Raw genomic sequence first — 11,901 nt, 5'->3', positions numbered from 1 at the left:
CGGTTCGCTGACCGCACGGCTGCGCGCCGAATGCGCGCGCCACGGCCGGGCCTTCTCGGTGCGGGTGCTGAGCGAGCGCGCCGGGCGCGTGCTGCGCGAGGAGGCCGATGCGCTCGGCCTGCGCCGCGGCGTCACCGCCTGGGTGCGCGAGGTGCACCTGCTCGCCGGCGGGGTGCCGTGGGTGTTCGCGCGCACCGTGATCCCGCGGCGCACGCTGCGCGGCCACGGCCGCACGCTGACCGGACTCGGCACGCGTCCGCTCGGCGCGGTACTGTTCGCCGATCCCGGCGTCGTGCGCGGCCCGCTGCAGATCGCGCGCCTCGACCTGCGCTGTCCGCTGGCGCGCCGCGCGCTCGACGTGCGGGGTGCCAGCGGCCTGCCGCTGTGGGGCCGGCGCTCGACCTTCCGGATCGACGGCCGGCCGCTGCTGGTCTGCGAAGTCTTCCTGCCGGCGCTCGCCGACGTCCTGCAAGCGTGATCGCCTCCCATGAAACCGAGTCCGGAACCCGCTCCCGCCGCCTCCGCCTCCGGCAAACCCCGCGCCGCCCTGTGCTGGCCGCGGCTGCTCGCCAAGGCCGGTGACTACGCGCAGCTTGCGCGCATGCACCGGCCGATCGGCAGCTTCCTGCTGCTGTGGCCGACGCTGTGGGCGCTGTGGCTCGCCGGTCACGGCCAGCCGCCCGAGGGCACGGTGCTGGTGTTCTGCCTCGGCGTGTTCCTGATGCGCTCGGCCGGCTGCGTGATGAACGACATCGCCGACCGCCGCTTCGACCCGCACGTCGCGCGCACCCGCGACCGGCCGCTCGCCGCCGGCCGCGTGACGGTGCGTGAGGCGCTGTGGCTCGCGATCGGCCTGAGCCTCGTCGCCTTCGGGCTGGTGCTGACGCAGAACGGCCTGACCATCGGCCTGTCCTTCGCCGGGCTCGCGCTCGCCGCCGGCTATCCGCTGATGAAGCGCCTGCATCACCTGCCGCAGGTCGTGCTCGGCATGGCCTTCGGCTGGGGCATCCCGATGGCCTTCGCGGCCGTGACCGGCTCGGTGCCGGCGCTCGCGTGGCTGCTGTATGCGGCCAACATCGTCTGGTCGGTGGCCTACGACACCTTCTACGCGATGACCGACCGCGAGGACGACCTGAAGATCGGCGTCAAGTCGAGCGCCATCCTGTTTGGCGCCCGCGACCGGCAGATCGTCGCGCTGCTGCAGGGTGCGTTCCTGCTGCTGCTGGGGCTGGCCGGACTCATGGCCGGCTGCGGGCCGGTCTACTACCTCGGCCTGTTCGCCGCGGCCTGGCTGATGGCCTGGGAACAGTATCTGGTGCGCAGACGCGAGCCGGCCGCATGCTTCCACGCCTTCCTGCACAACAACTGGGTGGGACTCGCGGTGTTCGCGGGCGTGCTGGTGGATGCGCTGCCGTGAGCGGGGCCGCCGGTGCGCCGTGACCGGCCGGAATCAGGCGCCGTCCGCGGCCGGGACGGGCCTGATCACCAGCACGCTGTTGCGCCTGATCAGCGCCAGCAGCCGGTCGATGTTCGGATGCCGGCCGGGATTGGCCTCGGCATCGGCGAGGTGTTCGCCGTAGAGCCCGAGCGCCCGGCGTGCCGCTTCGGCGTCGATGCGGCCGTTGACCGCGACCGCGTGGTAGATGCGCAGCGACCCGGCCTGGCCGGGGCGGTTCTCGATGCGCCCGGCCGGCTCGCCGTGCTCGAACAGTTCGAGCGCGGCCAGATGCCCGGCCGGCGGCAGGCTGGCGAGGTTTTCGGCGAAGCTCATGGCTGGTCCGCCGCCGTGCGCCGCCGGCCGTGGTCGTTGCGCCAGAGCACTTCGCCGCCGCCTTCGTCGCGCGCGAGCACGCGCCCGAGCACGAACAGCAGGTCCGACAGCCGGTTCAGGTAGGCCGGCGCGTGCGGGTTGACGGCCTCGGTGCGCACCAGCGTCACCAGATGCCGTTCGACGCGCCGGCAGACGGTGCGCGCCAGATGGCAGGCCGCGGCCGCCGGGCCGCCGCCGGGCAGGATGAATTCCTTCAGCGCCGGCAGTGCGGCGTTGAAGCCGTCGAGATCGGTTTCGAGCTGCGTCACGTCCTCGGCGCTCAGCGATGCGTAGCCGGGCATGCACAGCTCGCCGCCGAGGTCGAACAGCCGGTGCTGCACCTCGGTCAGCACGGCGCGGATCGGTTCGCGCACCGGCAGCGCCAGCACCATGCCGAGCACGGCGTTCAGTTCGTCGCATTCGCCCATGACCTCGATGCGCAGCGCGTCCTTGGGCACGCGCGTGCCGTCGCCGAGGCCGGTGGTGCCGGCATCGCCGGTGCGGGTGTAGATCTTCGAGAGGCGGTGACCCATCGCGGGGAGTCCTCGGGCGGGAGATGGATCGGCCACGGCCGGCAGGAGCTCCGCCGGCCGTGGCCGCCGCGCCGCGCTGCCCCCCGCAAGGGATGGCGCGCGGCGCATGGTTTCGGCGCTGGTGCCGGCGGCTCTCCCCCTTTCCCCGACCCCTTCCCCGCGAGGGGGAAGGGGCTGCACGCGGCAGCTTACCGGGGGCGGGGGAGCGCGGCAGATCACGGCCGGGCGAGGCGTGCGTCGACTGCGCTGTTCTAGCGCATGCCGTATTCAATCGCGATCCAGGCCTCGCGCCCCGGCATCGGATAGCCGTTGACGGTCTGGTAGTCGCGGTCGAAGACGTTGTTGACCTTGAGCTTCAGCTCGAAGTCCTTGTCGAGCCGGTAGCCGGAGCGCAGGTCGAGCACGCTCCAGCCGCGCTGCGGCAGGTCATCCGGATAGGCGGCGGCGAGCAGCGTGGCGCCGGCGCTCCAGGTGCCGGGGGCGTAGTCGATGCTGAGGCGGGCGCTGCGGTTCGGGCGGTTCGGCAGCGGGTCGCCGCTGTCGGTGTCCTCGGCGCGCAGCCAGTCGGCATCAAGGTTTACCTGCCAGCCGTGATCCTGCCAGCCGAGCGAGGCCTCGATGCCGGTCAGCCGGGCATTGGCGACGTTGACCGGACTGAAGCGGAAGAACTCGTCCGGGACCCACTGGATCAGGTTGCCGACGCGGGTGCGGTAGCCGCCGAGCCGCCAGTGCCAGGCGCCGGCGTGCTGCTCCAGGCCGAGGTCCCAGCCGTGCGAGGACTCGGGTTCGAGGTCCGGGTTGCCGGCGGCGAACGGGCCGGCCGGGTAGTAGAGATCATTGAAGGTCGGCGCCTTGAAGCCGGTCGCGTAGCTGGCCGTGGCGCGCAGGCCGGATGCGAAGCTCCAGCCCCAGCCGAGGCGGCCGGTGTTGTGGCGGCCGATGTCGTCGATGTCGTCGCTGCGCAGGCTGAGCTGCAGGTCGTGAGCGCCGAGCGTCACGGCATCGACGAGGAACAGCGCGCGCGTCGTGCGCGTCTTCTGCGCGTAATCGACGACGCCGCTGCCGCCGACCTTCTCGTGCAGCCACTCGGCGCCGAGGCTCAGCAGGTGGCCGTCGGCGAGCCGGAACTCGTGCTGCCACGTGAACTGGTCGCGGCGCGTGTCGAAGGCGCCGGCCGAGAGCCCATCGGCGAAGTCCTCGTTCTGGTCGCGGCTCTGGCCGAGCGTGGTCTTCATGCGCCAGGCATCCGTCAGCCGGTTGTCGGCATTGAGCGCCAGCACCTGCTGCACGAACTTGCCTTCGGCGTGATCGGCGGTCGCGAAGGTGAGCGGGTTGCTGCCGTCGTAGCGGTTCTCGCCCTGCGCGCGCAGCGCCGTGAAGCTGAAGGACTGGCCCGGCGCCACGTCCTGACGCACGGCGACGTGGCCGGCACCGCTGCGGAAGCCATCGCGGTCGTCGTTGTGCGCGAAGGTGTCGGTGGCGGTGGCATCGAAGCCGTCGCTGCTGAGCCAGTCGCCGCCGAGCGAGAAGGTCGTCGCGCCCTGACTGCCGCGCACGCCGGCGCCGAGATGCCGTCCCTGCTGCGTGCCGAGACCGGCTTCGGCCCAGGGTCGCACCGGGCTGCCGGGCGCCGGCAGCGTCAGCACCTGCACGACACCACCGATCGCATCCGAGCCGTACAGGCCGGACTGCGCGCCGCGCACGACCTCGATGCGCTCGGCGAGCCCGAGCGGCAGCAGCTGCCAGGCCGGCGAGCCGAGCGTCGAGGAGCCGAGGCGGATGCCGTCGACCAGCAGCAGCGTCTGGCCGGCGTTGGCGCCGCGCAGATAGAGGTTGGTGACCTTGCCGGCGCCGCCGTTGCTGGCGGCGGCGATGCCGTTGCGCCCGGCGAGGGCCTCGTTCAGCGTCATCGCCTGGCTCTGGTCGAGTTCGGTACGGTCGATGACCGTGATCGGGGCGGTGGCATGCGCGAGCGGCTGCTCGCTGCGCGCGCCGGTGATCGTGACCACGAGTTCGGAGCTGTCGCCGTCGGCGGCCGCTGCGGGCGCAGGGCACAGGGCCGCGAGCGCGGCCAGACCGGCGAGGCCGGTGTGCAGGGTGTTCATCGAGGGTATCCCCATCGGTTCGCAGGAACGGAATGGGGGCGAAACGCCCGCGGCGCCGGCAGCAGGCCGGTCGCCGCGGCGAGGACAGGCACGCCCCGGCCTGCGCATCGGCAGTTCCTTCCGGAGCGGCTTGTCGGTGTCGCCCGCCGCAACACCGACTGGGTACGCCCCGGGCCGGTCTCCTGGCTCGCACGCGGGAGGGGAAGTGTCCTCTCCCGGCGACGCCCGCCTTCCCGTGCCGGTCGGGCACAGTGGCATCGGGGGCGTCGCTTGGCGTGCTTACAGTTGCGGGGGCAGCGCCGGTGTTGCACCGGCTTCCCGTTTCAGTCCGATCGCTCGGACCACCCGGGGCGTTTCCAGCGGATGGGCGCGCACCCTACGCAAGCCTGCCGCACTGCGTCAACCACGCCGGAATCGCGGACTTGCCGGCAACGGACCCCCGGCGTTCTCAAAAAGACGCCCCGGCTCCGGAGGCGGGAGACGGGGCGACAGGGTGAAACCGGACCCTTGCGGGTCCGGCTCCGTCAGGACCGGATCAGCGTAGACGGTGCGAGCGTGAACAGCGGTCTGTTTCGCGGCGCGACCGCTCAGTGGCCCGCCGCCTGGCGCGCGCGCCGGGCCCGGAAGCCCTCGACGTAGCGCGCCAGCGTGTGCGACAGCGCCCCCGGCGCGATCATCGCCTCGATCAGCGAGAAGCGGCCGCGGCGGGCGTGCGCAGCCGCGAGCGCGGCGTGCAGCTCGCGGCGCGTGCGCACGCGCTCGCCGTGGCCGCCGAGGGCGGCGGCGAGTTCGGCGAAGCGCCATTCGTCGAGGCGGTTGAACGCCGATTCCGGCTGGAACACGTGCAGCATCTCCCAGCTGGCGTTGTTGAAGACGATGACGATCGGGTCCCAGCCGTAGCGCCGGCAGTTGCCGAGTTCCCAGCCGGTCATCTGGAAGGCGCCGTCGCCGACCAGGATCAGCGGCCGCAGGCCGGTGGTCGCCTGGATGCCGAGCCCGGCCGGCACGCCGAAGCCCATCGTCGCGTAGTAGCCGGGGGCGGTCAGCGCCGTGTTGGCGAGCCCGAGCGCCGTGAACAGGCAGTCGCCGATGTCGGAGGCGATCGGCAGCGCGCCGTGGCGGCGCATCAGCGTGCCGATCGCCGCGGCGATGTCATCGGGCGCGATCGGTGCGCCGTCGACGATCGCCTCGGGCAGCGGCGGCAGATCGGGCCGCAGGCGCGGCTCGGGCGGATCGAGGTCGCTGACCAGCGCCAGCAGCGCCTCGACCAGCGCGCCGAGCGGCAGGTCCGGATAGTGGTGGAAGCCGATCTGCACCTGCCGGTCGGCCGCGTACACGGCCTTGCGCAGGTCGATCTGGCGGCCGGAGACGCCGAAGTTGGTGTCCGACAGCAGCACACCGAGCATCAGCAGGCAGTCCGAGTCCTCGACCAGCGCCGTCACCGCCGGCTCGCCGGCGACCCCGAGATACGTGCCGGCGACCGGCACCGCGGCCTCGGCGAGCAGGCCGCGGCCCATGAAGGTCGTCACGACCGGAATCGCCAGCCGGTGCGCGAGTTCGGCGACACGCGCCTCCAGCCCGTAGCGGCGCACCTCGATGTCGACGAGCAGCGTCGGGCGGGCGGCCGCGGCCAGGCGCGCGAGGATTTCCCCGGCGCAGGCCTCGACCGCCTCGCGGTCGTAGGCGGCCGGCGCGGCCGGGCGCACCGGCGCACACGGCAGCGCCACCGCATCGCGCGGCACCTCGATCAGCACCGGCCGCGACTGCTCGCGACAGGCGCCGAGCACGCGCGCGATCTCGGCCGGGGCCGTCGCCGGATCGTCGAGCCGGGTCTGCGCGCAGGTGATCTCGCGGTAGATCGCGAACTGCGAGTCCGTCGTTTTCACCTGATGGTGCAGCAGCATGCCGGAGCGCACCTCGGCCGCGCCCGGTGCACCGGAAATCACCACCAGCGGGCTGCGCTCGGCATAGGCACCGGCGACCGGGTTGACCATGTTCAGCGCCCCGGCGCCGTAGGTGACGGCGGCGACGCCGAGTGCGCCGTTGAAGCGCGCCGCCGCGTCGGCCGCGAAGCCGATGCCGGGTTCGTGCGACAGCGTGTACAGCGGCAGCACGCCGCTTTCCTCGACGATGCGGAAGAACGGCAGCGCGAAGTCGCCGGGAATGCCGAAGATCTCGCGGGCGCCGTGCGCCTTCAGCGCGTGCAGCAGGGACAGGGCGATGTTCATGGCGCGGCGTGGCCTCCGGGCGCGATCGCCGGCACAGGGGCCGGACGGGGATGGCGCACAGGTAGCAGAGGCCGGGTGCGCGCTGCTGCACCGCCGTCGCGGCCACGGCTGCGGGCAGGGTCCGGCGAGCTCCGGGATTGTCAATGATCGGTTACAGGTAAGAAAGGAATCGACGAAAACCCGCATGCAGTCTGACGTTGTGATCGGCGCCCGGCGTCAACTAATCTGCTGCGGACGTACACACAGCCATACGACCCTGCGGTGTCGTGCGTTGCCGAGGCGGCCGTGCGATGCCGGATGACCTGAATCCCGGAAGGAGACGCCATGCGCCTGCAGATCGTGTTCGATGACCGCGTCGGCATCGCGATGGCCGTGCTGAACAGTCTGGCGCGGCACAACATCAACATGACCGCCGGCGACATCGTCACGCAGAACGACGGCCGCGGTTCGTTCTATCTGCACGCCGCGCAGATGACGCTCGACGAACTGCACCGCGTGCTGCCCGAGATCCGCCAGGTGCCGGGCGTGCGCGACGTGCGGCCGATCCCGCTGATGCCGGGCGAGCGCAAGCAGTCGGAGCTGCGCACGCTGCTCGGCGCGCTGCCGGCGCCGGTGCTGTCGCTCGATCTCGAAGGCCGGGTCGTCGTCGCCAACGAATCGGCGCAGCGCCTGCTGAAGCTCAAGGGGCCGGACGGTCAGGGCACGCCGCTCGCGCCGCTGGTCGAGGACTTCGATCTGGTCGAGCACATCAACCGGCTCGATCGGCCCGAGTACGGCGTGCGTCTGGCGCTGCGCGGCCAGGCCGTGCTTGCCGACTTCATTCCGGTGCTGGTGCCGCTCGCACGCGCCGGCAAGTCACTGTCGGGGGCGGTCATGGTGCTGCACGGCGGCAGCCTCGAAGCCGCCTCGCCGGCCGTCGATGCCGGCTTCGCGTCGATCGTGCACCGCTCGGCGCCGATGCGTGCGCTGGTGGCGCAGGCCCGGCGCATGGCGCCGCTGTCGGCGCCGATCCTGATCCTCGGCGAATCCGGCTCCGGCAAGGCGCGGCTCGCCTATGCGTGTCACCTCGCCAGCCCGCGGCGCGAGGCGCCGTTCCTGCGCCTCAACGCCGGCGAACTCGCCGATGCCGGCGCCGAGGCCGTGCTGTTCGGCGTGCGCGAGCAGCCGGGCCTGTTCGAGCAGGGCGCCGGCGGCACGCTGTTCCTGTCCGATGTCGCCGAGCTGTCGCCGGCGCTGCAGGCGCGGCTGCTCGGCTTCCTGCAGGACGGGCGCTTCCGGCGCGGCGGCAGCGTCGAGCCGCGCCGCGCCGACGTGCGCATCATCGCCTCGACGCGCGTCGATCTGGCGGCCGAGGTCCGCGACGGACGCTTTCGCGACGATCTCTACTACCACCTGCACGTGCTGAACCTGCAGATGCCGTCGCTGCGCGAGCGGCAGGCCGACGTGCTGCCGGTCGCGCTCGAAGCCATCGAGATGGCGGCGCGCCAGCTCGCCTGCGCGCCGCCGCGGCTGACGCCGGAGGCCGAGGCGGCGCTGCTCGCGCACGGCTGGCCCGGCAACGTCCGCCAGCTCGAAAACACCTTGCTGCGCGCCGTGACCGTCGCCGAGGGCGGCGCGATCACGCCCGAGCTGCTCGCGCTCGGCACCGACGCCACGGCGGCGAGCGGGGCGCCGATCGACGAGGCGCTGTTCGAGGGCTCGCTCGCCGAGGCGCTGGCGCGCGTCGAGCGGCTGATGCTCGCGCGCCTGTATCCGAGCCATCCGAGCACGCGCCAGCTCGCGCGCCGCCTCGGCCTGTCGCATACCGCGGTCGCCAACAAGCTGCGCCAGTACGGCATCGGCCTCGGCCCCGGTTCCGGCCCTGCCGCGGAGCCGCGTCGCGGCTGAGGACGCGGCTCGTCCGTCAGTTGACGGTGCGCGTCGGCATCGGCAGATCGTCCTCGTCGAGCTCGGACTCGGCCTGACGCTGGCGCTCGCGCAGCGCCGCGCTCATCAGCCGGTGGAATTCGTGCGCGACCACCACCAGCACGTCGGCGATGCGCAGCAGCGAGCCGCCGAGGTCCTCGGGCTGCGCGAGCAGCATCTCGACCAGCACCGCGACCGAGTGATCGAGCCGGCAGACCTTCACGAGCTTGAACTGGCGGTTCAGCTCGGCCATCACCGCCAGCGCGACCGTGTCCTCCTCGCCGGACTCCAGCGTGTACACCGACGGGATGAACATCTGCAGGAACGGCAGATCGTCTTCGCTGATGCGGATGTAGGTCGTGAAGCCCTGGTTGCGGAACTGGATGTCGCCGTCCTCGTCGGTCTTCGGCCGGAAGCCTTCGCGGGCGAGCAGTTCGGTGTAGACGCCGTGTACGTAGTCGCGGCTGATTTCTTCGCTCATCTGACCTTCCTTTCCCCGGTGCGGCGGGTGCGGCAACCGCAGTGCGGTCGCACGATGGCTGGAGGGGATTCGATCCGGATCGGTCTGCACCCGGTCTGCACAGTTTGCCGTGCCGGCGCGCTGCGCGTGTCGCAAACCGTAAGGCATGACCGCCGGCAATCCCGGATGCAGTCCTGCAGGGAACCCTGATTGTGGCGCAGGGGTCGATGTCCGGTGTGACCGTCACGCGCCGAAGGCGTGCAGGGGACGGCCCGCAGAGGTCGACCGTGCGACGGTGACACCGCTCTCCACTGCGCCTTCACTGCATTTTCACCGCAGCCTTTCAGGGGTATCCGCCATGAAGACTTCCATGATCATCGGCGTGCTGCTGCTGGTCGCCGGCATCGCCGTGCTCGCCTACCGCGGCTTCAACTACACCAGCGAGGAGACCGTGCTGCAGGTCGGACCGGTCAAGGCCACGGCCGAGACCGAGAAGCACGTCGGCATCCCGGCCTGGGCCGGCTATACCGCGCTGGCCCTCGGCGGCGCGCTGGTGGTCGTCGGCGCGACGCGCCGCACCTGAGCCGGCCTGCATCCCGGCCGCTCGACACGGCGGCCCGGCGTTGCGGCGCCGGGCCGCCGTTTTTTGTGTTTTTCGTGACTTTGCCGGCGCGCCGTCGTGCGCGCAAAAAGGGCAGGTCCGCAAAAGTTCCGGCGGTATTGTCAATCCAGAGCGAACAATCCTGTCACGCAAGCAGCGTCGCTGTGCCGGAATGCGGCTGCTAGCCTGCTGCGCAACTCGAACGACACCGCTGCCGGTGTCCCCCGCTTGCGCGAGGTCAATCCGCGATGTGGCGCAATTCGGCATCCGCCTACGGCCTGACGGCCCGCCTGCTGCACTGGAGCATCGCCGTGCTGATCCTCGGCCTGATCCCGCTCGGCTGGTACATCACGACGCTCGATTACTACGACCCCGGCTACCGGCTGTGGCCGGGCCTGCACCGCGGCTTCGGCGTCGTGGTCGGCCTGCTGGCGCTCGTGCGCATCGGCTGGGCGATCGCGGATCGCGCGCCGCCGCTCGCAGCGACGCTGAAGCCCTGGGAAAAGCTCGGCGCGCACGCCGGTCACGGCCTGCTGTATCTGGCGACGCTGCTGATCCCGCTCAGCGGCTATCTGGTCTCGACCGCCAAGGGCGATCCGGCCGAGCTGTTCGGGCTGATCTCGCTGCCGGCGCTCTGGAGCGGCGGCGAGCAGTGGCAGGAGTTCGTCGCCGGCCTGCACGAGACGCTCGCCTGGGGCACGCTCGCCGTCGTCGTCGTCCATGCCGCGGCGGCGCTCAAGCACCAGTTCCTCGATCGCGACGGCACGCTGGCGCGCATGACCGGCCGGCTGCCGCGCTGAAGTATTCCGGGGCCGCGTGGTTCCGGATTCCCGGTTTTCCTCGCGCCGCCCGCTGCGGGCGGCGGTTTCCTCCCCCGATCGCGATGGCCGATGCCGCCGTCGCCCCTCAGGAGCTGCTCACCATGCGCAAGTCCCCTCTGCTCGCCGCCGCGCTCGCGGCCTCGCTGTCGCTCGGATTCGCCGGCACGGCCGCGGCCGAGACCTTCAAGGTCGATCCGGCGCACTCGTTCGTGAACTTCGAGATCTCGCACCTCGGCTTCTCGATGCTGCAGGGCCGCTTCAACAAGATGGAAGGCAAGTTCACGTACGACGCCGCGAAGCCGGGCGCCTCGACCATCGAGGTCAGGGTCGACACCGGCAGCGTCGATTCCAACTACGGCGAGCGCGACAAGCACCTGCGCGAGAAGTACCTGTTCACCGACAAGTTCCCGAGCGCGAGCTTCAAGAGCACGAAGTTCAGCGAGAGCGGCGACAAGGCGACCCTCGAAGGCGAGCTGACCCTGCACGGCGTCACGAAGCCGGTGAAGGTCGACGTGCAGTTCATCGGCGCCGGCAATGACCCGTGGGGCGGCTACCGCCGCGGCTACGTCGGCACGACGACGATCAAGCGCAGCGACTTCGGCTACACCGAGAACCTCGGCCCGGCGGCCGATGCGGTGAACCTGAAGTTCGTCATCGAGGGCGTGCGCGAGTAAGCGCCGCCGGCTTCGGGGTTTTTGCGGGGCGCGTGTCATCCCGGGCACGCGCCCCGCGGCATTTGCGGCTTCAGCCGCGCCGGAACCGCCCCGAGGCCAGCAGCGCACCGCCGACGATCAGCGCGCAGGCGAGCGCCACCGGCCAGCCCGGCTCGCCGCGCCCGGCCGCGAGCAGCAGCAGCGTCGACAGCACCGGAGTCGCGTAGCTCAGCACGCCGAGCAGCTGCAGGTCGCCGTGCTTGCTGCCGTGATCCCAGACGTAGAACGCGAAGCCGAGCGGCCCGAGTCCGAGCCAGCCGATCACCGCCCACTGCACGGCCGAGGGCCGGACCGTGGGCTCCCAGGCCGCGTGGCAGAGCGCCGCCAGCACCGCGACCGCGAGGCACTGGCCGGCGACGCCATCGGTCGGCAGGCCGGCGAAGCGGCGGTTCAGCACCGTGTAGCCCGACCACACGAAGGCGCAGGCCAGCGCCGACACATAGCCCGGCAGGTATTCGAGCCTCGGCGCCGTGCCGCCGCCGCTGATCAGCACCCAGGCCCCGGCGAGGCCGAGCAGGCCGCCGCCGAGGTGGTGGCGCTGCAGGCGCTCGCCGGGCAGCAGGCCCGAGAACAGCACGATCAGCAGCGGCCACAGGTAGTTGATCAGGCTGGCGTCGACCGGCGGCGCGTGCGCGAGTGCGACGAAATAGAAGAAGTGATAGCCGAACAGCCCGGCGACGCCGAGCGCGAACGCCGCCGGCGGCTGGCGCAGCCGCGCGAGCCGG

The 11,901-nt window shown here is 71.8% G+C and carries 12 protein-coding genes and 1 riboswitch; of the genes, 6 read left to right on the top strand and 6 right to left on the bottom strand.

The annotated features are described in order from the left end of the window. Together PKE44_RS08385 and ubiA are read left to right on the top strand one after the other, a co-directional pair. A partial coding sequence (locus tag PKE44_RS08385) for a chorismate lyase (protein ID WP_324550007.1) occupies positions 1–478 on the top strand: 478 nt, incomplete at its 5' end. Between the two features lie 9 nt (positions 479–487). Continuing rightward, positions 488–1,417: a 4-hydroxybenzoate octaprenyltransferase gene (gene ubiA, locus PKE44_RS08380; protein WP_324550004.1), complete on the top strand. Its 930-nt coding sequence runs from the start codon at positions 488–490 to the stop codon at positions 1,415–1,417. 33 nt (positions 1,418–1,450) lie between these two features. On the opposite strand, the gene PKE44_RS08375 is transcribed toward ubiA, so the two are convergent. The 4 genes from PKE44_RS08375 to ipdC form a co-directional block, all read right to left on the bottom strand. After that, complete coding sequence (locus tag PKE44_RS08375; protein ID WP_324550002.1) at positions 1,451–1,771, bottom strand: DUF2322 family protein; 321 nt, start codon at positions 1,769–1,771, stop codon at positions 1,451–1,453. Beyond that, positions 1,768–2,343 (bottom strand): cob(I)yrinic acid a,c-diamide adenosyltransferase, encoded by a 576-nt coding sequence (locus tag PKE44_RS08370; RefSeq protein WP_324550000.1) that lies wholly within the window; start codon positions 2,341–2,343, stop codon positions 1,768–1,770. Before PKE44_RS08370 ends, PKE44_RS08375 begins: the two co-directional genes overlap by 4 nt. Before the next feature lie 251 nt (positions 2,344–2,594). Then, positions 2,595–4,448 (bottom strand): TonB-dependent receptor, encoded by a 1,854-nt coding sequence (locus PKE44_RS08365; protein ID WP_324549998.1) that lies wholly within the window; start codon positions 4,446–4,448, stop codon positions 2,595–2,597. 154 nt (positions 4,449–4,602) lie between these two features. Beyond that, a riboswitch (cobalamin riboswitch) is annotated at positions 4,603–4,812 on the bottom strand. Positions 4,813–5,035: 223 nt separating this feature from the next. Then, the gene (ipdC, locus tag PKE44_RS08360) at positions 5,036–6,676 is read right to left on the bottom strand and encodes an indolepyruvate/phenylpyruvate decarboxylase (RefSeq protein ID WP_324549997.1); all 1,641 of its coding nucleotides are present in this window, start codon (positions 6,674–6,676) and stop codon (positions 5,036–5,038) included. Between the two features lie 324 nt (positions 6,677–7,000). Here ipdC and PKE44_RS08355 point away from each other — a divergent pair, with 324 nt between their 5' ends. Next, positions 7,001–8,563: a sigma 54-interacting transcriptional regulator gene (locus PKE44_RS08355; RefSeq protein WP_324549996.1), complete on the top strand. Its 1,563-nt coding sequence runs from the start codon at positions 7,001–7,003 to the stop codon at positions 8,561–8,563. Between the two features lie 16 nt (positions 8,564–8,579). Here the strand turns inward: PKE44_RS08355 and PKE44_RS08350 are convergent, their stop codons facing one another. After that, the gene (locus PKE44_RS08350) at positions 8,580–9,062 is read right to left on the bottom strand and encodes a hypothetical protein (protein WP_324549993.1); all 483 of its coding nucleotides are present in this window, start codon (positions 9,060–9,062) and stop codon (positions 8,580–8,582) included. A gap of 337 nt (positions 9,063–9,399) precedes the next feature. On the opposite strand from PKE44_RS08350, the gene PKE44_RS08345 reads away from it, so the two are divergent. The 3 genes from PKE44_RS08345 (at position 9,400) to PKE44_RS08335 (ending at position 11,137) form a co-directional block, all read left to right on the top strand. After that, on the top strand, positions 9,400–9,624 hold the full coding sequence (locus PKE44_RS08345) for a hypothetical protein (RefSeq protein WP_324549991.1): 225 nt from the start codon (positions 9,400–9,402) through the stop codon (positions 9,622–9,624). A gap of 266 nt (positions 9,625–9,890) precedes the next feature. After that, the gene (locus PKE44_RS08340) at positions 9,891–10,442 is read left to right on the top strand and encodes a cytochrome b (RefSeq protein ID WP_324549990.1); all 552 of its coding nucleotides are present in this window, start codon (positions 9,891–9,893) and stop codon (positions 10,440–10,442) included. A 122-nt stretch (positions 10,443–10,564) separates the two neighbouring features. Beyond that, entirely contained in the window at positions 10,565–11,137 is a 573-nt protein-coding gene (locus PKE44_RS08335) for a YceI family protein (protein ID WP_324549989.1), read from the top strand. 70 nt (positions 11,138–11,207) lie between these two features. Here the strand turns inward: PKE44_RS08335 and PKE44_RS08330 are convergent. Next, positions 11,208–11,901 (bottom strand): DMT family transporter (locus PKE44_RS08330; RefSeq protein WP_324549987.1); only part of this gene is annotated, 694 nt, incomplete at its 5' end.

The sequence above is a fragment of the Plasticicumulans sp. genome (genome assembly GCF_035331805.1).
Taxonomy (GTDB): domain Bacteria; phylum Pseudomonadota; class Gammaproteobacteria; order Competibacterales; family Competibacteraceae; genus Plasticicumulans.
Note: the sequence above shows the minus strand (reverse complement) of the source record. Positions and strands in the feature narration are given on the sequence as shown.